This window comes from Cyclobacterium amurskyense (assembly GCF_001050135.1).
In the GTDB taxonomy this organism is placed as follows: domain Bacteria; phylum Bacteroidota; class Bacteroidia; order Cytophagales; family Cyclobacteriaceae; genus Cyclobacterium; species Cyclobacterium amurskyense.
In genome coordinates, this window is the sequence record NZ_CP012040.1 from 4973623 (window position 1) to 4998983 (window position 25361).

Here is a 25361-nt window from a genome sequence, read left to right on the forward strand (position 1 = left end):
CGTTGCCTTGCTTAGGAGAATCCCTAAAATAAGGCAGAAATAAATTATTCGGTTCACAGTTAATTGTGTTATTTAGGTTTTAATCTTCTTAATTTTTCTAAATTAGTTGCTTAAACTTTCCTAAAAAATAATTTCACTAATTTTATCAAGATGAATCTAAGATTGTTTTTGGCATTGTCCTTATTGTTTTGCCAGTTTTCATTGGTATTGGCTCAGGAAGACTTAAGTTGGAATAACCCTTTGAAATCCCCAAATAAAAACCTAATTCATGGACAGGGTTGGACAGGTTTGGATTATCACAGACTTCCCGATGATGCTGAAAATAAAGTTAGAAAAGCTGTATGGGGTTTGTCAAGACATGCTGCAGGGGTAAAGTTGAAATTTAATACAAATGCCCAGGAAATTAAGGTTAGGTATGTGGTCTCAGGACGTCAAGCAATGCCCCATATGCCTGCCACAGGAGTAAGTGGACTAGACCTTTATATCAGAGATAGTCCTGAATGGATTTGGGTTCGTGGAAGCTATTCCTTTGGTGATACGATCCAATATATCTTCCCACTTAAAGCAGGTATAGCAACAGCCAAAGATTTTGATCTCTACCTGCCTTTGTACAATGAAGTTACCTTCCTTGAAATTGGAGTAGATAATGATGCTGATTTCAGTTTTATTTCTCCTTCAAATAATGAGATGCCGGTAGTCGTTTATGGTACTTCTATTGCCCAAGGAGGATGTGCTTCCAGGCCTGGGATGGCATGGACTGCCATCTTAGAAAGAATGATTAATAAGCCGATGATTAATCTTGGATTTTCAGGAAATGGATTGTTAGAAGAGCCACTTATTGATTATATGGCTACAATAAATAGTAGCTTATATGTGCTGGATTGCTTACCAAATTTGGTTAGGGATACCTTTTCTGAGGAGGAAGTTACCAAGAGGATGATGGATTCGGTTCGGAAATTGAAAGCAGAAAGACCCGATACACCTATCCTAATGGTCGAACATGCGGGTTATACGGATGAATTGGTAAATATGGATAGAAAAAATGCCTATCAGGGCAGAAATAATTTATCAAAAGAAGCTTACCAAATGTTGATAGCGGAAGGAGTGGAAGAACTTTATTACTTGGAAAAGGAAGAAATTGGGCTTACCATGGAAGGAACGGTAGATGGAACTCATCCAACTGATCTGGGTATGGATCAGCATGCCAAAGGATATTATTCAATTGTAAAAGAAATTCTTGACTAGATCTTGCGTTTTAAGGGTTTATTTGAGAATGAAAATAATTGTTAGGTTTGGCTTATTTCTGAACCAATATAAAAGCTAAATTTAATTTTTATCTAATATTCAGTAAGTAATTTTTGTGAATTTAGTAGGTAAAGCGAAAAATTTAAGCATTCATGACTAACCAGTCATATAATTTATAGGAAGTTCTATTTGAACCTGAAACATGAAAAGTTATATTTGAAATATCACATAACATGATTAATAACCACTATCTCTTTCCCTAACAGTAAATGACCAGTATTCAGAAAGCCAATGACAATAGATTAGTTTCTTTGGATGCCTACAGAGGCATTACTATGTTTTTGCTAATCGGCGAGTCAGCGAGAATTTATGGGGCTTTTGAGGGGATGTTTTCAGAAGGTTCAGTTGGGCATATGTTTTTTACCCAATTTACCCACCATCCTTGGAATGGATTAAGATTTTGGGATCTTATTCAGCCTTTCTTTATGTTTATTGTTGGTGTTGCTATGCCATTTTCTTTGAATAAAAGATTGGCTAAACAGGGAGATAAAGGGAAAGTTACGCGCCACATCCTCAAAAGGTGCTTGCTTCTTTTTCTGTTTGGTACAGGACTGTATTGTATAAATGCCGGAGAGCTGGTTTTTGAGTTATGGAATGTGCTTACTCAATTGTCCTTTACCATTTTAGTGACCTATTTTATAATCAATAAACCACTTAAAACCCAACTTGCTATTTCCATTGGTTTGTTGCTATTAACCGAATTGATGTATAGACTTTATGAGCCTGCCGCTCCTTTTGTTAAGGGTGAGAATTTTGGTTCGTATGTTGATTTGATTCTAATGGGTAAATTAAGTAGTGGCGGATGGGTAGCCATCAATTGCATACCTACAACAGTACATACGCTTTGGGGAGCCATGTGTGGGAAATTCTTACTAAGCCAAAGACCCAGTGACCTAAAAATAAAATATTTGTTGATAGCTGGTCTATCGGGGTTGGTTTTGGGTTATGGACTAGATTGGTCAGGCATTACCCCAATCATTAAAAGAATTTGTACTAGTTCCTTTATTCTTGCATCAGGTGGATGGGCCATCCTTGTCCTGGCCTTCTTTTTCTGGTTTATTGATGTAAAGAAGGTTAATCAATGGCCCTTTATGTTTACGGTAGTGGGCATGAATTCTATTTTTATTTATTTGTTTGCGAATTTACTTGGACACGGATGGTTGGCTAAAGTGGTTCATGTTTTCAACTATGGGTTTTTAGAACCGTTAGGTTTTCCTGAAAATTTACTTGCATTGCTAAATGGGGTTTTCACCTTGGCTATAATGTGGTATTTGTGTTATTTTTTGTATAAAAAGAAAGTGTTTTTCAAAATCTGATGAAGATTTTGAATATATATATAAATTTAAAGAATCAACTAACTAATAAATGTACTTATGAGTAATAAAAGGAGAGAGTTTTTGAAACTCTCCGGCCTTGCCGGATTAGGAGTAGTGGGAACTGGTTTTAAAGGATTGTCACTAGAAGAACAAGAGCAGGTGCTTGCTCAGAGCAAGAAACAACATACCCAGAGATTTAACATGTCTGGCTATGCTGCACCTAAATTGGACGTAGTAAGAGTGGGAGTAGTAGGCTTAGGAAATAGAGGGCCTGGAGCAGTTAACAGACTTAGTAAAATTGAAGGTGTTGAGATTAAAGCACTTTGTGACTTAAGGCCAGAAATGGTAGACAAAGTGATGAAATCTTTGGAAGGCACCAAACATAAACCTGAAACTTACAGTGGTTCTGCTTATGCCTGGAAGAAAATGGTTGATAGGGACGACCTTGATTTAATATATATAGTAACTCCATGGGAATGGCATACCCCTATGGCTGTTTATGCCATGGAAGCTGGTAAACATGCTTGTAGTGAGGTACCTATTGCTGTTACGGTAGAAGAATGCTGGCAATTGGTAGAGACATCTGAACGCACTAAGAAACATTGCATGATGATGGAAAACTGTTGTTATGATTTCTTTGAGTTGATGACGCTCAATATGGCTAGAGACGGATTCTTTGGTGATGTATTCCATGGTGAAGGAGCTTATATTCACGACTTGTTGGGATTGAACTTTCAGAAGGAAGGTTACCAAGACATGTGGCGTTTGAAAGAGAACTTTAGAAATGGTAGTCTTTATCCAACTCATGGTTTAGGACCTGTTTGTCAGGCCATGGACATCAATAGGGGAGACCAAATGGATTATTTAACCTCACTTTCTAGCAATGATTTCCTTATGAAAGCAAATGCTCAGAAATTGGCAGAAACAGATAGTTTTTATTCTTCTTTTGCTACTAAGAATTTTAGGGGTAATATGAATACCACTATTATAAAAACGAAAAAGGGGAAATCAATAATGGTTCAGCATGATGTAAGTTCTCCCCGTCCTTACTCAAGAATTCATTTATTAAGCGGAACGAAGGGTGCTGCAAGCAAATATCCTGTTCCAGGAATTTCTACTGGACATGAGGGATGGTTTAAAGCTGATGAAATGAAAGCCCTTGAAGAGCGTTATACTCCTGAAATAGTCAAAAAAGTAGGAGAGATGGCCAAGCAGATTGGTGGCCATGGTGGAATGGACTTTATGATGGACTGGCGAATGATCGATTGCCTAAGAAATGGACTTCCTTATGACCAGGATGTTTATGATGGAGCACTTTGGAGTGCTATCGCTCCGTTAAGTGAGTGGTCTGTGGCCAATAGATCCAATTCTATAGATGTGCCTGACTTTACTGGAGGTTCTTGGAAAACCAATGCTCCTGTAAACCTTACCTTAGAAGGTGGTGGAACTACAGGTGTACATGTATAACAATTAGAACAATTAAAAAAGCTGTGGAATTTATCTCCACAGCTTTTTTTATTTATTTTTCTGACTTAGAATTTACACTCAAGAAGTCTTGTACATTTTTTCCCTAAGAGCTTTGATCTCCTCACTTTCAAGGTAAGATTCATAATCCATTCTTCTATCAATTGTGCCTGATGGAGTAAATTCGATTATCCTATTGGCTACTGATTGAACAAAAGCATGATCATAGGAAGAAAACAATACTGTCCCGTTGAAATCTATCATGGCATTGTTAAGAGCGTGGATAGATTCCAAATCGAGGTGATTGGTAGGTTCATCCAAAACCAACAAGTTTGGATTTTGAAGCATCATACGTGAAAGCATGCACCTTACTTTTTCACCCCCAGAAAGAACAGAAGCTTTCTTAAAGGATTCTTCACCAGTAAATAACATTCTTCCTAAAAATGTTCGAACATAGGCTTCCTCCTGGTTCTCTGAATATTGGCTAAGCCAATCAATCAATTTCAAATCAGAGTCAAAGAAAGGAGAATTATCATTCGGCATATAAGCCTTATTGATAGTTACTCCCCATTTAAAACTTCCAGACTGAACAGGAGATTCTCCCATTATAGTCTGGAAAAATTTTGTAACCGCTTGTTTGGTTTTGGAAAGAAAGGCTATTTTATCTCCTTTATCTACCATTAAATTAACATCGGTAAAGTAGGTAGAGCTGTCATTTTTAAGTTCAAGCTCTTCCGTTAGCAAGATTTGATCTCCAGCTTCACGTTCAGGCTTGAAAATAATACCAGGATATTTTCTTGTCGAAGGCTGGATTTCATCTACATTCAATTTTTCCAACATTTTCTTTCTTGCTGTGGCCTGTTTGGACTTAGCAACGTTGGCAGAAAAACGCTCTATAAAAGATTGAAGTTCTTTTCGTTTGTCTTCAGCTTTTTTGTTTTGATCTGATTTTTGTTTGGCCGCTAATTGAGAAGATTCATACCAGAATGTATAGTTACCGGAGTAGATGTTGATTTTACCAAAATCGATATCTACTATATGTGTAGCAACTACATCTAGGAAATGCCTATCGTGAGAAACTACTATAACAAGGTTTTTAAAGTTAATTAAAAAGTCCTCAAGCCAGCCTATGGTTTCTGCATCCAGATCATTGGTAGGTTCATCAAGAACGAGAATATCAGGATTACCAAATAAAGCCTGAGCTAGGAGCACCCTTACCTTTTGGTCCCCAGATAGGTCTTTCATCAACTTGTTATGAAGGTTTTCTGAAACACCAAGTCCGGACAATAATGCAGCAGCATCACTTTCAGCATTCCAACCATCCATTTCAGCGAACTCAGCCTCTAGTTCAGCAGCTCTTAGGCCATCCTCTTCGCTAAAGTCCTCCTTCATGTAGATGGCATCCTTCTCCGTCATTATTTCAAAAAGTTTTTTATGACCTATAATAACGGTCCGTAGAACCTCTTCATCCTGAAAGGCGAAGTGATCCTGTGACAATACTGCCATTCTTTGGCCGGGTGTGATGTTCACATTTCCCGTAGTACTATCCATTTCACCTGTAAGAATCTTTAAAAAAGTTGACTTACCGGCTCCGTTGGCTCCGATTACGCCAAAACAGTTTCCGGGAGTAAACTTTAAATTAACGTCTTCGAACAGGGTTCTCTTGCCGAATTTGAGGGATAAATTATCTACTGAAATCATTCTGTATACCTACTGTTTTATTAATAAAGTGCAAAGTTAAAAAATTATTCCAGTATCCCCTATAATATAGGAATTTGCCAATCAGTCTTGCTTTATATTTCTAAAACGCTTTAGTTCTCCAGTAGAATAATAATAATAGAGCAGTACAAGTCCTGCAATTAAAATACAAGATGCCATTAAAAATACCATAGGTATAGCCGTGCCATTATGAAATACGCTTACCAAAGCAGAAACAATGCCTCCAATTGCCATGCGCATAAACCCCATCATGGCTGCAGCACTTCCCGCATCTTTGCTAAATGGGGCCAAGGAGATGGCTGTGGAATTGGGTACACTTAATCCATGGCCTGTTAAAAATATAAACATCATGCCTATTAGGAAATAAACATTGAAGGAATTTGTCCAAACTCCCAGGATCATAATAAAACCAATCACCAATTGATAACACAATGCAGTAATCACAATTGTTCTATTGCTAAAATGATTGAGCAGAACATGGTTCAGTTGAGTAGCCCCGATCATGGCAATCGACAGGAAAGCAAATAGCCATCCATATTCAGTGACTGTAAGTCCGTAAATATTAATGAATACATCCGAAGACCCTGCTATATAGGCAAAGGGGGCTGCTCCTGCAATCCCACCAACGAGAATGAAGGTTAAGTATTGTTTGTTATGTAATACTTCTAAGTACTTTTTGGTTACGGCTTTTGGCCTTAGAGATACACTAGGGTCAGGATCTGCACCATCCGGAAGCTGCCATTTGCAAGCAAAAATAATCAGCGTACATATAATTGACAAAATAATAAAAAGCCAATGCCAATGAAAATGAGCTGTAATATACCCCCCTAAAGTGGGGGCTATCATTGGGGAAACTGCAATCACCAAGGTAAGCAGGGCAAATGCTTGGGCAATTTTGTTTACTGGAAAAATGTCTCTGACTAAAGCTTGAGCAGCTACCATTCCCACGCAGCCCCCTACAGCTTGCATGAATCTCATTAGAATAAGAGATTCAACGGAAGATGTAAAAGAACACCCTACTGAGGTTACCACATATATCCACAAACCTATATATAAGGGTTTTTTTCTGCCAAACTTATCTAGTAAGGGTCCATAAAACAATTGACCGATGGCAATACCAATTAAATAACTGGTCAAAGACAATTGAACATTGGATATACTAGTGGAAAGGCTATCTGCTATTGCCGGAAATGCAGGAAGATACATGTCCACAGAAAAAGGACTTATGGTGCTTAAGGCACCTAAAATCAAAACGAGAATGAAATAGCTTTTTTGTTCCTTCATATCAATGTACAAAAGTAACCATTAATAAACTTATTTTACCTTCTTTGTATAATTCCAATGCCAGATAACAAATGAATCAATAAAAATGTATTTTAAAACGATTAAAATGCTTTTTAGACTTGACTTTTACTGTTAAATCCCTTAATATTGTAGTAGATAAACAGTTGAAAATTTTTATATTTTTCTTATTAAACAGTTTTAGCATATTTAATTTCAATTACGATGAAAAAGCGGGTAATTATTCCGGTCAAATTGTTTTTTTCCATTATATTGATTGGATTGGGGAGTTCAGGGCCATTGCAAGGCCAGACGGTAAGTTTTAATCAGACAGCACTAAATTTTAATGAGTTCGAGGAAATCAAATTAGGTACATCGTTGGAATTTGGTCCTGATGAGCGACTTTACGTGTCACAGCTCAAGGGAGAAATTAAAATTTATACGATTTCCAAGGAAGGACCTAACCAATATGATGTTGTTGGGGAGGAAGTCTTATTAGGTGTTAAGCAAATACCTAATTACGATGATCATGGATATTTGGCTTATGACAATCGATATGGTCGGCAAATAACGGGCATTACCGTAACGGGTACAGCCGAAAATCCTGTTATTTATGCCACTTCAAGTGATCCTAAATGGGGTGGGCCGAGTGGTGATACCATGTTGGATACCAATTCCAGTATGATCACAAGGTTGACCTGGACCGGTACCGAGTGGGAAGTCGTAGATTTGGTTAGAGGGCTTGCCAGATCGGAAGAAAATCATGCTATTAATGGTATAGAGTATACAACTATAGGAGGGAAACCTTACTTGTTAATAAGTAATGGAGGTTTTACCAATGCTGGTTCACCTTCCAAGAATTTCACTTATATATCCGAATATGCGCTTGCTGCAGCTGTGTTACAGATTGACCTGGACGCATTAGAAGCACTTCCTACAAAAATAGATGCCCATTCAGGAAGGGCTTATAAATACGATGTTCCAACATTGGATGATCCCACAAGACCTAATGTAAATGGTATTTATGATCCGAATGATCCCGGGTATGACGGAGTAGATGTCAATGACCCATTTGGGGGCAATGATGGATTGAATATGGGAATGGTAACCTTAGATGGCCCTGTGAAGATTTTTTCACCGGGCTATAGGAATACTTATGATTTGGTGGTTACTGAAAATAACAGACTTTATTTAACAGACAATGGTGCCAACATTAACTGGGGTGGAATGCCTCAGTTTGAAGGAGATGCTACATTAGTTACCAATGCATATGATCCACTAGAACCTGGGGCCAGTCCATTAAATCCTACAACTACAGGAGAATTTGTAGATAATCAGGATCATCTTATAATGATTTCTGCAGATTTAGAGAATTATACTCCTGGTACTTATTATGGAGGTCATCCTACACCTATAAGAGCGAATCCAGGGCAACCATATCAACTTGGTAGCCCTTTTCCTTATTCTCCGGGAGGAGCTGGCTTATACACTAAGTTTGTCGGGGATGATAAGGATTTTACTCATATTACCCCGATGGTTACACCATCAGATAAGTTTAGAACAGAAATATTAGAACCAATTGCACCTGGAGATCCTGGTTTTGAGGAATATGCAGCCAATAGCTTGCCAGTAAACTGGCCTCCTGTTCCTTACAGTGTAGCTAATCCGGCAGAGGCAGATTTTATTTCTCCTACATTAACCAATTCCAATGGACCTCAACCTGATATTATTACAGTAGTACCGAACAATTCAAATGGTATAGCTGAATATACAGCGAGTAATTTTGAAGGGGCGATAAAAGGCTCTTTGATTGTTGGTAAAAATGGAGGTATTTTACATTTGATCCACCTTAATGAGGATGGTACTTTAAAAGAAGCTGAGTTCAATAAATGGAACCTAAATGGTGGAAATGCATTAGGAATCACCACAAATGGAGATACTTCTACATTTCCCGGAACGATTTGGGCAGCTACTTTCGACAATAGGATTATGATTCTAACTCCTGCTGATGATATTTTTTGTATAGCTGAGGATGACCCTGAGTTTGATCCGTTGGCAGACTATGATCATGATGGGTATTCTAATCAGGATGAAATTGACAATGGTACAGACTATTGCTCTGGTGGTTCAGCTCCTGATGATTATGACAAGGATTTAATATCTAATTTAAATGATGAGGATGATGATGGAGATGGAATATTAGACCAATTGGATCCTTTTCAAGTAGGTTATCCTAGTGATCTTCCTTTAGAAAACCAATTGTTCACCAATCAGTCAGATGCTTCTGGAGATGAATTTGGTTATTTAGGCTTGGGATTAACTGGGCTTATGAACAATGGAAGTTTAAACCCTAACTGGCTAGAATGGCTGGATAAAGGGAATGATAGTCCAGGTCCCCCTGATATTTATGGTGGAACGGCTGGTGCTATTCAGGTCTCCATGACTGGAGGAACAGCCAATGGGCTAACCAATACTCAAGAGAAAGGGTTTCAACTGGGCGTAAATGTGGGCACTGAGGTAGGGAACTATGTGATTACCTCAGGAATCATAGGTTTGTCGTCACCAGGCCAATTGTACGATTTTGATGGAGATGGAGAAGTAGGTATTCAAATAGGGGATGGTACTCAGAGTAATTTTATCAAACTTGTATTTACTGCTGATGGAATACTTGCAGCTCAGGAAATTAATGATGTAGAAGATCCCAATCCTTTGTTTTTACCTATTCCTGTAAATGAGAGACCAGGATCAAATACTTTAATAGAATTGTCATTTGATGTAGATCCAGTAAATGGTACAGTAAAACCATTCTATAAATACAGTAATCAAGCTTTGGTTCCACTTGGTACAATTCAGGCTTCGGGATCAGTGCTTACTTCCATTCAGGATATGAGTGAGCCATTGGCGGTAGGTATTTATGGCACATCAAATGATTCGTTAAAAAGCTTTATTGGCGTTTGGAATTTCATTAGTGTAATCGGAGAAAAACCATACACTATTCGTAGCCTGAAAGATATCAGTAAGTTGCTTGGAGATGATGACGTGACCATTGATTTAGAAGAATATTTTGGTGACAATGATGGGGAAAATAATCTAACTTTTACCGTTGCTGAAAATACAAATTCAGTTATTGGAGCATCTATTGTCAATCATGAATTAACAATAAACATACCGAATGATGAGGTTGTTTCAAACATTACCATAAGGGCAACAGATTCAAATGGATACTTTGTTGATCAAACTTTTGAAGTAACTGTAGAACAAGATTTCACTATTTTACTTAGGATAAATGGAGGAGGAACTGAAATAAGTACCAACGATGGCACACCCTCTTGGTTACCCAATTATGTTAATGGACCCGCAAATTCTGATGTTTTTGAAGCCACACTAGGAAAAAGTGGCACCAATAGCTTTTTAGCTGATAATAGACATGCATCTATACCATCATATATTTCGGATGAAGAATATGTACAGCTTTTTGGTACTGAAAGGTATACCACAGAGGGCACTATGGAATACAAAATTCCGCTTCCAAATGGACAATATGCAGTAAACTTATATTTGGGTAATGGATATATAGGTACTTCTACACTAGGTAAACGTTATTATGGAATTGAGATAGAAGGTGATATGGTTGAAACAACCATCGACTTAATTGAGAGATTTGGACATCAGGTGGGAGGAATGGAGCAATACCAAGTCACAGTGACTGATGGTGAATTGAATATAATATTCCAAAAACAAAAAGAAAATCCGCTTTTCAATGGGATAGAAATTCTGGGTAAGCCAATTCAAAACCCTATTACCTTTACTAAAGTTGAGGACCAGATTAATTTTGCTGGTCACGAAACAGATGGTAGTATGTATGTGCAAGCTTCCGGAGGAAATGGAAATTTAAGTTACACTGCTACTGGATTACCTCCAGGAATCTTTCTTGAACCAACGAACGGTACCATCTATGGAACCATTGAAGAAGGGGCATTGGCCAATAGCCCATACAGAATTACCGTTACTATTGATGATGAAGATGAAATTCATTCAGATGCTGTCTCCTTTAACTTCAATTGGACCATTAGTCCAGAATTGACAAGTCAGGAATGGCACTTTAAAAATGAAAATCGTTCCTACCACCCTCGGCATGAAGGTAGTTTTGTACAAGCCGGTCATGAGTTTTATCTTATGGGAGGTAGAGAAAGTTCAACTACAATTGATATTTATGATATAGAGAATGATTCGTGGCGTTCTTTGACCGAAATTAATCCTTATAGCTTTAACCATTTTCAGGCAGTATATTATCAGGGACTTATTTGGGTGATTGGTGCATTTGAGAACAATGACTTTCCAAATGAAACTCCGGCATCAAATATTTGGATGTTTGATCCAGTGAACGAATTATGGATAGAAGGACCTGAAATTCCTGAAAATAGAAGAAGAGGATCAGCTGGCCTTGTAGAATATAGAGGTAAATTCTATGTAATAGGTGGAAATACTGATGGTCATGATGGCGGTTATGTTAATTATTTCGATAGCTATGATCCTGAAACTGGTGAGTGGACTGTTTTGGAAAATGCACCTAGGGCTAGAGACCATTTCTTTGCAGCTACAATTGGCAGTAAACTATATGCAGTTTCTGGTAGACAATCTGGAGGTGAATTGGGTACTTTTACACCGGTATTGCCAGAAGTTGATGTTTATGACTTCATTACACAAACATGGAGTACTTTACCTGATAGCTTGGATTTACCTACACCTAGAGCTGCTGCGGTAGTGAACAACTATCTTGGTAAGTTGATTGTAGCAGGAGGAGAAGTTGCTACAGATCCTCTAGCATTACCTAATGTAGAAATGTTTGATCCATTGACTCAGGAATGGAAAATACTTGATACCCTCAATATTGGACGTCATGGTACACAAGGTATAGTTTCCGGAAAAGGTTTGTATGTAGTTGCCGGTTCTCCTAGAAGAGGAGGAGGAAATATTGGTAACATGGAGTACTTCGGTTTTGATGATCCGAATACAACTCCACTGGTAGAAAGTGAATTGGTAGTTCCTGAAACTATCCTTGTCAAAAAAGGTAAGCCTAAAGACATAAGTATTGGCCTTACAAATGGTAAAACAGGTGTTTGGATAAGGTCAGTTGAACTTACTGGAGAAAATGCTGAAGATTTTGAAATCGTCTCAGGGGAATTGGTGAGTAATGTGCTCCTTAGAGCTGAAGATGCATATAATTTCACATTGGATTTTGTTGGAGAAGAACTTACTGGTTCTGCCAATTTGGTAATTACCCTTAGAAATGATGAGGAGATTACCATCCCAATAGAGGCTGATGGAAATTTTGAAGAAGTATTTCTTTATTACAATACAGGTTCTAGTGCAAATGTAGAATTAGAGGGAAATACTTATTTGGGCGATTTAAGTCTTACCTCCATACACAATGGCGGCTCAGTTTATAGAAATGGGAACGTTGTTGGAAATGAATTGTACAAATCAGAGAGATTTGCAGGATACCTTACGTATCAGATAGAAGTTCCAAATGGTGTTTATACAGTAACGACCCACCATACAGAAACTTGGTTTGGATTGCCTAATGGGGGTACAGCCGGCCCTAGTAAACGAGTGTATGATATTCTTCTGGAAGATGAGATTGTTAAACCTAATTTTGACTTGTTTGTTGAAAACAACAATCAACCTATTGCTTTGATATTCGAAAATATAGAAGTTACCGATGGAGTTTTGGACTTAAGTTTGATTGCAAAGGTAAACAATGCAACAATTTCAGGTATTTCGATAGTTAATCAAGGCGAAATTGGGGCAATACCTATTGTTAATATTACTACCTCTACTGTTGGCGGAATAGTGCCTGTTGAAGTGGAATTCTTCAATGAAATTTCCAGACCTCAGGACTTTACATTTGCTTGGGATTTTGGAGACGGCAATACTTCGACTGAACAAAACCCAACCCATCTTTTTGAGGAAGTAGGTGAATTTAATGTGAAACTAACTGTCTCAAGTTTGGGAGGAGATTCTGCTACAGATTCAGTGACGATTAATGCTATTTCTCCATCAGAATTTGAACTGAATGTAAATGCAGGAAGTCAGTTTACCGTTGAGCAAAATGGAGAATCTTATATTGGAGAAAACAATGCTGGAATAACCTTTACCAGTTCTAATGCTTATAGCAGTAGTTCAGCAGGAAATCCTCCATTGTATTTGACAGAGCGTTATGCAAAGAATTTCACTTATTCAGTGCCTGTTGAAAATGGTGTCTTTACTGTAAAAACCTATCACAATGAATTATGGTTTGGTAGAGATGGTAGAGAAGCAAGACCAAATCAAAGGGTCTATGACATCTATATAGAAGGTGAACTTGTAAGAAGTAACTTCGATTTATTTGTCGAGAATGCCTATCAGCCTATTGAATTGACCCATGAAAACATCATCGTTTCTGATGACACTTTGAACATACAATTAGTAGCCATAGTGAACAATGCCAATTTATCTGGCTTTTCGATAAAAGCACAAGATGACTTAATTGTTTATCCGGAAGCCTTAGCAGAAGCGAATACGGTTAATGGACCAGCTCCATTAACAGTAACATTTGATGGTGGAAATTCTACAGGTGATGGTGAATTGACTTATGAATGGAACTTCGAAAACGATTCTACCTCTACAGAGATGCAACCTGAATATACCTTTAATGAAAACGGTACTTATTTGGTAAGTCTTAAAGTCACGGATGAAAATGGATACATGGATACAGACGAACTAGAGATCATAGTAGGTGATTATATTCCTGTGCCTACCTATAGCCTAAGTGTAAATATGGGTACTAACTTAACGACAAGTTATATGGGCACCGATTTCCAAGGGGAAGCCACTTCCGGTATTACAATAGAAAACTCTTCGATATGGAGCAATTTAGGAGCAGGAGATCCGGAACTGTTTTTAACAGAAAGATCAGGCAAAAATGTTACTATTTCAGCACCAGTTGAAAATGGAGTTTATACGATAAAAACCTTTCACAACGAATTGTGGTTTGGAAAGTCTGGTCCTGCTTCAGAAGTAGGTCAGCGAGTGTACACCATTATGATTGAAGGTGAGGTGGTTAAAAATAATTTTGATCTATTTGCAGAATATAGTAATGCCCCAACTGAATTGATTTTTGAGAACATTGAAGTAAGAGATGGTGAGTTAAATCTCAGATTGGTTGCATTAAAAAACAATGCCACTATAGTAGGTTTAACGATCGAATCATTGACTTCAGTGTCCTTGCCTCCATTTGCAATTATTAACTCTTCGGATATAGAAGGTGCCGCACCATTTGAAATTGCTTTTGATGCCTCTGCTTCCACGGGCTCAGGAGATTTGATCTACAATTGGAACTTTGGAGACGGTGAGTCAAGCACATTGATTAATCCTACACATTTGTATGATACTGCTGGTACTTATTCTGTTATCTTAACAGTTATGGATAGTGCTGCAATGATGGATGCGGATACTTTAGAGATTAATATTTGGGACGAAGCTCCGATTTGGTCAATGTATTTGAATGCCGGATCGGATGTCAATACTTCTTATCAGGGTAAGCTCTTCTTGGGAGACAAAGCCTTCCCAACCTTATTCAATAGTACTAAAACATACAAAAACAGTTCTTCAAGTGCTATTGAACTTTACCAGACAGATAGGTATGGAAAGTCTTTGGCTTACAATATCCCTGTTGACAATGGTATCTATAGAGTTAGGACATTCCACAATGAATTGTGGTTTGGCAATGGTGGACCTGCTGGTCAACCTGGTCAACGGGTTTTTGATATCTTAATTGAAGGAGTAACGGTACATGAAGATTTCGATCTATATGTTGAAAGCAATTATGAGCCTACTGAATTGGTTTTTGAAGACATTGTCGTAACAGATGGAGAAATGAACCTAGGTTTCATAGCCTCTGCCAATAATGCCAGTGTATCCGGAATCATTCTTGAAAGACTGGACCCAAATAATGGTGGTGAAGGAGCCAATTCAAGGGTTATGTTTGAAGACGATGAATTGGCAGATGATGCCGATGAGGATTCAAATGAAGAATTGCCAAAAGCTAAGGTATCCAAAGCGACAATTTATCCTAACCCAGCAAAATATGAAGCTATCATTAGCTTGCCTGGTGAGGTTTCTGTGAAATGGATAAATGTTTACGATGTGAATGGTAGACTGGTATTGAACTTCAACGCTGGAAACAGTAATGGTAGTGAATATACCCTTCCTTTGCGTAAACTTGAACAAGGCGTTTATTTGGTGAGACTACTTGGAAGAGATGGTGTTATTGACCATCTAAGGTTAGTCATTAATCGCTAAAATGTAATTACAATCCACTTTTTAAAATAATCAACTACCCCTGAAAGGTCTGGTATCCCACCAGACCTTTTTTTTTTAATGGGATGCACAGTACATCCATTCAGAGATTTAACCCGAAATATGCAATAGACAATCTATTACATGCTGAAATCGCTTCAAAATCAGCCACTTCGTTGCTGTTTTCAATTTCACCATAGCGGTGCTATGCTAAAATCTCCAAACAGACCGATTTTCTTGCGATTGCAACACTTCCCATAACACGGGACAGGCTTCACCCCTGACATTGTCAGGGCGGAGAAATCCTATTACACAATCCGGGTTTAAAGGCCTTTTTTTTCTGATTCAATTTAAAAATCCCTTGCTTCACTGGATTCCTAGTCCGGAATCCTTAATTTAACGGGGCATTAAAAAAGCGAAAGAATGAGTCATTTATCAGATATTGGATTTGACATAGATAGCGAAGAGGAATTTTACATATTGGCCAAAAAGGCTTATGCAAAGGCTAGCTCGATTAAAACTTATAAAGGTACTTATTTTCAATATTCAGATTCTTCCGGTGCAGAGCTTTGGATACAAAGCAATTTGAATCATGAATTGTTAGGTGTTAAACCTCATTATAAAGGAATTAGTAAAAGGAATGTGTGCTTAACAGGCTCCCTTGATAGGATGGAAAGCGAGTTAGATGGAGCATTTCATTCATGGGCCGACCCAACTGAACCAGGCAATCCTGAAAGTGGGGCTTATCCATTTGTTTTTGATGTTCCAAACCATAAATCATTGGGAAGTATAAAGTTTCCACAAAGCATAGCAATACAGCTCTCTGCATTTGCTCAGGATATAGATTATTATGAAAATGAAACAGCATTTGAGCAAGGGCAAGAGGGTGGAGTAAAATGGTCAACTCAATCCTTTGTGCCGAGTGGATTATTCAATTCTAATGAAAACCCTGAGCTCAATACACCAGAGGCTTTAGGAATTATTACCGGAACAATTAAACAATCAGAGAAGAAATTAAATGATCTAACAGGTCAGGAATTTCAATGGATGCTTGTGGATACGCTGGGAGGAGAAATAGATGTACTTGCAGATTGGGGATTTTTTTCGACCGAACCAAAAGTAGGTGGAATAGTACACGGACAATTTTGGCTATCAGGACAGCTTTTGAATATTCCCGGATTGGTTTAGAAAGTTAAAGCAAGCAGTATTATAAATAGTCTATTTCTAAGGTGATAATCCAGAATTTCGTGGTCCTCCCCGTTGATTTAGGAAAAGAATAGGCAATGTATAAGTAGTTTTGAGGCTATGAAGAGCTGTTCGTTTGGTTTCTGCTTGAGGGCATTTTGCGCATTTTCTTGGTTAGTTTTTTATTTACTATATTGGATGCCAAATCATCTAATAAATCATTTAAAGCAACATTCACCTAAACTTTAACTGAAAACTCAATGAGCGTTAAATTATCTATAATAATTTTATTAATTGCAAATGCTACCATTGTATATTCCCAAAATATGCCGTATCCGCCAAGTCCAGTTGTTAAAAATATTGAGTTTGACTGGTCTACGCATATTAGTCTAGCGCCTGGCAGCGATAACTGGCCAATTACATGGGCTGATGATAACAAGCAATACACCGTTTGGGGAGATGGTGGTGGGTTTGATGGCACCAATAAGCTTGGACGATCTAGTATTGGGGTAGCGCGTTTAGAAGGGAATTGGGATGATTTTAAAGCTTTTAATGTATGGGGAGGACATAATAGTGAGAATAATAATAATTTAATTGCTAAAAGTTACGGTATTATTAGCATCGATGGAATCTTATACATGTGGTGTGGTATGTTTCAAACCGATGAAGACCAATTTGATCAAGCAAAGATTGCCTATTCTGATAATCACGGTGCGACATGGGAATTTGTAGATTGGAATTTTACTAGGGAAGAAGGAATTATGATGCCAACCGTGTGCAATTTTGATAAAAACTACGAAAATGCTAAAGATGATTTTGTTTACACGTATCTAATACGTTTTCAATCTTACGAAGGGCCTGATAATTATGAAGATAAAGTAGATTGGTTAAATTGTCAAAAACCCGGACTCATCGATTTAGCCAGAGTTCATAAGGACTCTATCCTAGTGCAGAATGCGTATTCATTTTTTGGGGGCACCAATAATGATAAGCCAATATGGACAAAAAATTTAAACGAACGACTACCTGTCTTTGAAAACCCTGACGGTGTTGGTTGGAGCATCAATGTGAGCTATAACTCAAAACTTGAAAGGTATTTTTTGACAACAGAACATACTGAATCTCATCGAGGGAACCTTGGCATATTTGATGCCCCAGAACCATGGGGACCATGGACTACTGTTCTTTATGACAATTCATGGGGAGAAGGATTCATTCCTTTGAATACATTTTATTGGAATTTTGCAAATAAATGGCTAAGTAAAGACGGCAAAAATTTTTCCTTGATATTCACTGGGCGAAAAGAGAATGATTCATTTAACCTAATTAGAGGAAAATTCATCACTGACAAATAGAAAAGATTAGGTTATTGGTGCTGAATAAGGTAAAGCTTAAGCTTACAGCCAGTTCCGACCTTTCGCGTGCATCTTATACATTTCTGCTAAGCATGCCAAAAATGTCCATGTTTTAAGCACAAAATTGTTTAGTCCATAACAATTGTACGTGATGCTAAAAGTCCATTTTTGGAAAAATGTAGGGTATTAAATAAATGAGACGGTTAACGAAAATATTGACACTTTTAATAATCTCTACGCTGTTAAACAGTTGCGAGGGATTTAAGGTATTGACCATTGACAACACTTCGGACCATGCCGCTAGAGTAACTGTCCGACCTGGCCTCAATTATTCGGATAAGAGTCAAATACATAATTTTCCTAACAATCCAAGCTCAGACAGTTCAGTTGTTATTTTACAACCTGACAGTTCAATGACAGTTCTATCCATTTTCACAGGAACGATGTTTAACGTTAAAATTAAGGATCGAGAATTACGGACCGACTACTTAAAAATTGAAACCCCAATTGACACAGTACTTGCAGATTCAAGAGCAGAAATAATTAAACTGATTTATGCAAAAAGAAAAGGGAGAATAAAAGGGGAAGGACGGAACCTGGCGACAATCAAAATTGAATAGGTAAATAGAAAACGACACTACAATACCTAAGTATTCTCGCTCCTGAAACATGCCCCTAATCGGACCCTGAGCCTGTCGAAGGGGTCGAATAACGGGTTTGTAATTAGTTTATTAGGGAGTATTTCACTTTTTTAGCGTTGATCCATTGAAAAAAAAAACTGCTTATAATCAAAATCACGAAGCCTCAGGAAAAGCACCTTGTTGAAGCTAATGTGAACAAAATAATATTTCAACCTTAATTGCTTTTACGGATTTCTTGACCCACCAATACCTACTCCTACAAAGATTTGCAGAACATTTTTAACAGTTTCCAATAAACCTTTAGAATCTCTACTGGATTCCTTGTTTGAAATTCTTAATTTAAGAGATGAATAAAGAAGAAAGAGTTGGGTGTATAATCCATATATACGCCGCTCGAGGCTAAAACATAGCTATTACAAATGTTGTGCACCGGCAACAAAAGGCACACAATTATCTGGGATTAACTGATTTACGATGCATGAAACCTTAATTCATAATATTGAAGAAATTGTCCCCTTAAAAGAAGAGGATATTTTGCTAATCCAGGATGCATTTAAGCCTATTCATTTAAAGAAAAAACAGTATTTACTTCAAAAAGGGCAATCATCCAATCATATGCGATTTATTGCAGAAGGGTGCCTCAAATTATACCGTATTGAGGATAGTGGCAAGGAACATATTCTTCAATTTGGTATTAAAGGTTGGTGGGTAAATGACCTTTATGCCTATCTAACTCAAAAGCCAGCCACATTTTTTATTCAAGCGATTTCCGATTGCACTGTTTTGCAGGTTCACAGAAATCAACTAAATAAGCTGTATGACAATATACATATGATGGATCGGTTTTTCAGAATTAAAACTCAAAATGGATATGTTGCACTTCAAGAACGAACAATTAACTCCATGAGTCAAACTGCTGATGAACGCTACTATGAATTTATAAGTAGATACAGGAATATGGAACAACAGATTCCTCAATATATGATTGCCTCTTACCTAGGAATAACGCCAGAACACCTCAGTGCACTTCGAAAAAGTGTTGCAAGAAGGCTTTCTTAAGATACCTTAATTGATTTGGCCTACATGGTTTGAAAATTTGCACAAACAAATAATTCAAATCATGAGAAAGACAAGTTTTGTATTAGCCTTGCTGCTTGCAGGCCAGTTGACAGTATTAGGTCAACAAACTGAAACCGTTGGTAAAAGCCCTTGGGGATCCGATGATGAAATAGGTTCACTGAATCTAATGTCAAATTACACACGTTTTGAGGTATTGTCTCAGATCAAATCCGGTAAAACCTATGATTTAAGTGTTGACTATTTCGTGGGTATGCCTAGCTTCCATTCATTGGGAGATCCTGGCTATCAATACTGGTTGACCCATACTCCGAACGGTACTGCCGTTGACAATCCAAATGGACTGGGTAAAGCCATGAACCGAAAGGTGAGTTACACAGGGGATGCTATCTCCATGTATACGCACATGGGTACACACATTGATGCACTCAACCATTTTGGTTTGAACGGAAAAATCTGGAATGGATTTACTCCTGAGAAACACCTTGGAGACAAAGGTTGGAAAAAGACTGGTGCAGAGACCATTCCTCCCATCATTGCTCGTGGAGTAATGATTGATGTAAAATCATCGAAAGGGATATTTCCAGAGAACTATCGGATTACCGTCAATGATCTTCAGGATGCGCTTAAAAAGCAGCGCCTTAAGCTTCAGCCTGGCGATTTTGTTGTTATGCGTACAGGTCAGGCTGAGTTTTATGAGGATGCGAATCATTATCTGGACAACTATCCAGGTATCAGCCTTGATGCAGTAAAGTGGCTAATCGAAGAACAGGGAACCATGCTCTTAGGTGCAGACAACCTCAGCTTTGAAGCTTTTCCTCCTGAGCGAGAAGATAACTGGGTTCCAGTACACACTTACCTATTGGCAGAAAAAGGGGTGATGTTCATCGAGCAGATGTATCTGGAGGAGTTAGCCAAAGATGAAGTATATGAATTTGCTTTCATCGCTGCGTCACTTAAGCTCAAAGGAGCAAGTGGCTCGCCTTTGCGACCATTAGCCATTCCCATCAAATCTGAATAGTCAAGCCATGAACAATTCAACATTACTACTTCTTTCCTTTTCGGTAGGGGTTATGGTAGTGATCCAAGGTGGAATAAATTCTCGGCTGGGTATTCTGCTAAACAATTCCTTGCTAGCAACGCTCATAGCATTGACCATGGCTGCGAGTTTCACACTTATTGCTGTACTAATTACTGTGAGACAAATTCCAAGTATGTATCAACTCAGGGAGATTCCGATCTATATGTGGGTATTAGGCGGGCTACTAAGTTTTCTGGCTGTAACGCTTTTCTACTATGTCATTCCAAAAGTAGGCATCTCAACGGCTGTCACCTTCGGATTGGCTGGGCAACTCCTTTTTGCAGCAATTGCTGGGCATTTCGGGTGGTTTAATATGCCATTGGAGCCATTCACGATGAAGAAAATTGCAGGGTTGTTTATGATGATCGCAGGTGTCATTCTAATCAAAATATAAAATGGATTTAAACAAAGCAAATATAAACAATCTGATTGCTCTTTGGAAGACGGGAGGTCGGCTTGCCGGAAAGTACATCGAAGAATCAGGCTATCACCTAAGCATTGCAGCAAGCGGTGAATGGCCTAACAAACTGTGGTTTACTAAACCAATAGACACACAGACACTCATGGATATTCAGCTCAAATGGAACTTGACCAAGTTGTCACTCCCTATTTGGGGAGGTGATGTTGAAATGAGGGAGTCCATGCTTAAATCCAGTGGGTTTCAAGAAAAGCTCACCCAAATAGCCATGTCAGTGAATCTCGAAGACGCTCCTGGCAATGTGGATCGGGTCATTGTTCAAAAAGTGACTAGTAAACCAATGGCTGAAATTTGGTCGCAGCTATTTAAGGATGCATTCGGATATGAAATTAGTGCTGACATAGTGAACAGAACCATGGTTTCCATTGATTATTTCATAGGAAAACATAATGGAGCTCCGGTAGGTATTGCTGTGCTTTTTATGGATCAGCAAGGTCTTGCTGGTATCCACTCTATGGGTGTCATTCCATCACAGCGTAGAAAAGGCTATGCAGAAGAATTACTTATTCACATGATGAATATCGGCAGAATGAAGGGGGCTAACTATGCCACTCTGCAAGCTTCTGATATGGGAAAGAGGCTCTATCTAAAAACCGGATTTCAGCAAGATTTTATCATCAAAACATTTATTAAACCCCAAAACTAAAGAACAAATGAATTTACTAGAAAAGCTTAATTGGCGCTATGCCACAAAAGCCTTTGACCCTTCCAAGAAAGTGCCAGAGAATGATTTAAACTTTCTAAAGGAAGCCATTCGGCTTTCGGTCTCTTCATATGGCTTACAGATGTATAAAGTATTGATTATAGAGAACCCCGAGATACGAAAAGAACTGCGTAAAGCCTCCTGGGAGCAAGCCCAAATTACGGATGCATCTCATTTGTTTATTTTCTGTAACTACACGATCAACCATGATCAACACGTGGATGATCACATTCAACTTATCATTGATACACAGCAGATAGTAGATGACCATGGTCTTAAAAAGTACGCGGAATCCATTAAATCCAACATCGCAAATATGACCTCGGAAGAGCGAAGAAACTGGACAGAAAAACAGACCTACCTCGCACTAAACAGTCTTATTATTGCATGCGCAGACCGACAGATAGATGCCTGTCCGATGGAGGGTTTTGATAAACAAGCATATAACCGCATTCTTGGTCTGGACGAAATGGGACTCAATGCTTCGGTAATTGCACCAGTAGGGTATAGATCGAAAAGTGATGAAGCACAACTGAGAAAAAAAGTTCGAAAACCAATTAAAGAATTATTTCTAAGCGCTTAGAAAAGAAGAAAAATGAACAACAAACTAAAAAATAAAGCTAGACTAACCGGTATCCTATATCTGCTAGTGATCCTATTGGCAGGTTTTAGCCAAGGATATGTGCGTGGAACGATTGTTATTCCAGATGACCCTCAGGTAACCTTGACAAACATTATTTCATCCGAAGTACTTTTCCGTCTTGGCCTGATAAGCGATTTATTGGCTTTCATGATAGATGCAGTCATTTCAATATTACTGTACCAGTTATTGAAGTCTGTCAATAAAACTATAGCTGCAATTGCTTCTGTTTTCCGGCTTTTGGCACATCCAGCCATCGGAAGCTTAAATCTCTTGAACCATTATATGGCCTTAGAAACGGCTAGTAGAAGCGGGATTATGTCAAGCTTGGGGATTGAACAACAAGAGGCATGGACAATGCTATTTATGAATGCACACAATGCGGGATATCTTTTGGCAGGAGCATTCTTTGGTATTCATTGTTTGCTATTGGGAATATTGCTCTATCGTTCTGTACTTTTCCCGAAAGTGTTTGGCATATTAATGGTTTTAGCTGCTGGGGGCTATATGCTTGAGACTTTTGGTAATTTTATATTTCCCGGCTATCAATTTGTTTTAGCCAATATTGTAGGTTTTTCGGCAGCAATTGGGGAAATATCTTTTACTTTATACTTGTTGGTTAAAGGAACGAGAAAGACAATTTAACAAATATAAAAAATGCTGAAGCAAAAAAATTTATAAAAGCAATAGCGGATATAGTGGTAAAATTAAGGTCTGAGCATTGAATAAATCTTTGCTATAGTGGCCAGGTAATCACTTTGAAGTCCGCTACTGCTCTTATACTTTCCCAACGGCATTAATTTGAAAAAATGGGATTAAAATTTCAAGGAATTAACATTAACGGAAATTTTGAAGCCAAACAAGGTGAGTTATTCGACTTACTAGAAATAGGGTCTTTTGAATTATTAAATAAATAATTTGAATCATTATTGGAATGGGTTCCAATCTAAAGGGGAAATAGTATTTTCATTTTTTGGGGAGGCTCCACTAATTCGTTGTGACAACCATTTTATTTCAAGTGAATCGACAAAATCTAAGCTATGTATAAATCCTGAGACAATTACTTTATAGCTCCTTGCGGGTTTTCACCAGGCATAGCCAAACCATAGTAGAGTATTAAAATGAGACGGTTAACGAAAATATTGACACTTCTAATAATCTCTACGCTGTTAAACAGTTGCGAGGGATTTAAGGTATTGACCATTGACAACACTTCGGACCATGCCGCCAGAGTAACTGTCCGACCTGGCCTCAATTATTCGGACAAGAGTCAAATACATAATTTTCCGACCAATCCAAGCTCAGACAGTTCAGTTGTTATTTTACAACCTGACAGTTCAATGACTGTTCTATCCATTTTCACAGGAACGATGTTTAACGTTAAAATTAAGGATCGAGAATTACGGACCGACTACTTAAAAATTGAAACCCCAATTGACACAGTAGTTGCAGATTCAAGAGCAGAAATAATTAAACTGATTTATGCAAAAAGAAAAGGGAGAATAAAAGGGGAAGGACGGAACCTGGTGACAATCAAAATTGAATAGGTTAAATTAAAAACGACAATACAATACCTAAGTATTCTGGTTCCAGAAACAAGCCCCTAATCGGACCCTGAGCCTGTCGAAGGGGTCGAATAACGGGTTTGTAATTAGACTATAAGGGAATAAGTTTCACATTTTTTTTGCGTGGATCCATTGGAAAAAATAACTGCTTTTAATAAAAATCACGAAGCCTGATCAAAAGCACCTTAATGTTGCTAACTTGAACCAAATAATATTTCAACCTTAAATGTATTCACGGTCTTCTTGATCCTTCAAAACCATACTTTTACAATGATTTACAGCGTATTTTCAACAGTTTCCATTAAAACTTTAGGCTATCTACTGGATTCCTTGTCTGAAATTCTTAATTTACAAGAACAAAAGCAGAAAGGGTATAGTGAGTTTATATATACGAAATTCCATCGGTAAACCTACTTAAATACAATTGTTGGCGCACATTTATATACAAACTAAAGAAGTATGCTCGATTTTTCTTCCAAACTAAAGCAAGTTTTTTCTTGGGCAGCAGCTATTGTTATCATGGTTGTACATACATATTTGGCTTTTAAGATTTTAAATGTATTTACTAACGATACGAATTGGATAGAAATCGCAAAAGAACACACAGCAGCTACATTAGGCATTCCTCTTGCTGGGACAGCCTCCTTGTTTTTAGTGCTTGTTCTCCGAATAATTTCAGACCAAGTAGAATTTAAAATATTTAATATTGAGTTTAAGGGTGCTGCAAGTCAAGCAATTATCTGGGTATTTACTTATTTGATAGTAATTTTTTCAATATATCTATTGTGGCCCTTAGCTAATTAAAAAATAAAAAAAGAACGCCAATAATTAAGCTACAATAATGCGATTAAGGCTCCGGTTCATTATAAGGGTGATGGACCTAATCCTCCGGTAGCTTTCTGCGATGGGGGTTGGATAGATTTTATTGGGTGGGTAGGTAGCAGTAAAACTATAAAATTTCGCCAGTAATGATAGTCCAATAATCCTTTTGTTCCTTTAACTAGTTCCAGACCATTTTCAACAGGTTCTATTATATTCTTAGTCTACCCGATGGAATATTTGACCGAATTTCTTAATTTAAAAGGTAAATTAAAAAGGAGTGGGGTGTGTAGTCAAATTATACAACACCCCTATAAAAGCATAACTATTTACCAATATCATCTCCGGTAATTTAGTGTCGTAACTGATTCAAAAGTCTAAATATTTGAAAT

General features: G+C 37.8%; 17 protein-coding genes. 15 read left to right on the plus strand and 2 right to left on the minus strand.

The window, feature by feature from the left end; all coding sequences use genetic code 11:
* Nucleotides 1-150 precede the first annotated feature (150 nt).
* The 3 genes from CA2015_RS19935 to CA2015_RS19945 all read left to right on the plus strand — a co-directional run bounded on the left by CA2015_RS19935 (nt 151) and on the right by CA2015_RS19945 (nt 4088).
* Nucleotides 151-1245 (plus strand): SGNH/GDSL hydrolase family protein, encoded by a 1095-nt coding sequence (locus tag CA2015_RS19935; protein ID WP_048643490.1) that lies wholly within the window; start codon nt 151-153, stop codon nt 1243-1245.
* Nucleotides 1246-1514: 269 nt separating this feature from the next.
* Nucleotides 1515-2621 (plus strand): acyltransferase family protein, encoded by a 1107-nt coding sequence (locus CA2015_RS19940; protein ID WP_048643491.1) that lies wholly within the window; start codon nt 1515-1517, stop codon nt 2619-2621.
* 57 nt (nt 2622-2678) lie between these two features.
* Entirely contained in the window at nt 2679-4088 is a 1410-nt protein-coding gene (locus tag CA2015_RS19945; RefSeq protein WP_048643492.1) for a Gfo/Idh/MocA family protein, read from the plus strand.
* Between the two features lie 78 nt (nt 4089-4166).
* Here the strand turns inward: CA2015_RS19945 and CA2015_RS19950 are convergent, their stop codons facing one another.
* Both CA2015_RS19950 and CA2015_RS19955 read right to left on the minus strand, forming a co-directional pair.
* On the minus strand, nt 4167-5786 hold the full coding sequence (locus tag CA2015_RS19950; protein WP_048643493.1) for an ABC-F family ATP-binding cassette domain-containing protein: 1620 nt from the start codon (nt 5784-5786) through the stop codon (nt 4167-4169).
* Between the two features lie 81 nt (nt 5787-5867).
* Nucleotides 5868-7088, minus strand: coding sequence for a multidrug effflux MFS transporter (locus CA2015_RS19955; protein WP_048643494.1), 1221 nt, complete (start codon nt 7086-7088; stop codon nt 5868-5870).
* Between the two features lie 222 nt (nt 7089-7310).
* Here CA2015_RS19955 and CA2015_RS25355 point away from each other — a divergent pair, with 222 nt between their 5' ends.
* From CA2015_RS25355 to CA2015_RS20015, 12 genes are all read left to right on the plus strand, one after another.
* Nucleotides 7311-15428 (plus strand): malectin domain-containing carbohydrate-binding protein, encoded by an 8118-nt coding sequence (locus CA2015_RS25355; protein WP_048643495.1) that lies wholly within the window; start codon nt 7311-7313, stop codon nt 15426-15428.
* A gap of 420 nt (nt 15429-15848) precedes the next feature.
* A complete protein-coding gene (locus tag CA2015_RS19965; protein ID WP_048643496.1) occupies nt 15849-16613 on the plus strand; it encodes a hypothetical protein in 765 nt (254 codons plus the stop codon).
* 257 nt (nt 16614-16870) lie between these two features.
* A complete protein-coding gene (locus CA2015_RS19970; protein ID WP_048643497.1) occupies nt 16871-17965 on the plus strand; it encodes a DUF4185 domain-containing protein in 1095 nt (364 codons plus the stop codon).
* A gap of 194 nt (nt 17966-18159) precedes the next feature.
* Nucleotides 18160-18585, plus strand: coding sequence for a hypothetical protein (locus tag CA2015_RS19975; protein ID WP_048643498.1), 426 nt, complete (start codon nt 18160-18162; stop codon nt 18583-18585).
* A 495-nt stretch (nt 18586-19080) separates the two neighbouring features.
* On the plus strand, nt 19081-19665 hold the full coding sequence (locus CA2015_RS19980; protein WP_048643499.1) for a Crp/Fnr family transcriptional regulator: 585 nt from the start codon (nt 19081-19083) through the stop codon (nt 19663-19665).
* A gap of 61 nt (nt 19666-19726) precedes the next feature.
* Nucleotides 19727-20704, plus strand: coding sequence for a cyclase family protein (locus CA2015_RS19985; protein ID WP_048643500.1), 978 nt, complete (start codon nt 19727-19729; stop codon nt 20702-20704).
* A gap of 7 nt (nt 20705-20711) precedes the next feature.
* On the plus strand, nt 20712-21158 hold the full coding sequence (locus CA2015_RS19990; RefSeq protein WP_048643501.1) for a DMT family transporter: 447 nt from the start codon (nt 20712-20714) through the stop codon (nt 21156-21158).
* A gap of 1 nt (nt 21159) precedes the next feature.
* Nucleotides 21160-21888: a GNAT family N-acetyltransferase gene (locus CA2015_RS19995; RefSeq protein WP_048643502.1), complete on the plus strand. Its 729-nt coding sequence runs from the start codon at nt 21160-21162 to the stop codon at nt 21886-21888.
* 7 nt (nt 21889-21895) lie between these two features.
* Complete coding sequence (locus CA2015_RS20000; protein WP_048643503.1) at nt 21896-22528, plus strand: NAD(P)H-dependent oxidoreductase; 633 nt, start codon at nt 21896-21898, stop codon at nt 22526-22528.
* A gap of 12 nt (nt 22529-22540) precedes the next feature.
* A complete protein-coding gene (locus CA2015_RS20005; protein ID WP_048643504.1) occupies nt 22541-23230 on the plus strand; it encodes a DUF4386 domain-containing protein in 690 nt (229 codons plus the stop codon).
* A gap of 476 nt (nt 23231-23706) precedes the next feature.
* On the plus strand, nt 23707-24132 hold the full coding sequence (locus CA2015_RS20010; RefSeq protein WP_157470551.1) for a hypothetical protein: 426 nt from the start codon (nt 23707-23709) through the stop codon (nt 24130-24132).
* Nucleotides 24133-24609: 477 nt separating this feature from the next.
* Nucleotides 24610-24954, plus strand: a complete 345-nt coding sequence (locus tag CA2015_RS20015) for a hypothetical protein (protein WP_048643506.1) — start codon at nt 24610-24612, stop codon at nt 24952-24954.
* Nucleotides 24955-25361: the final 407 nt, after the last annotated feature.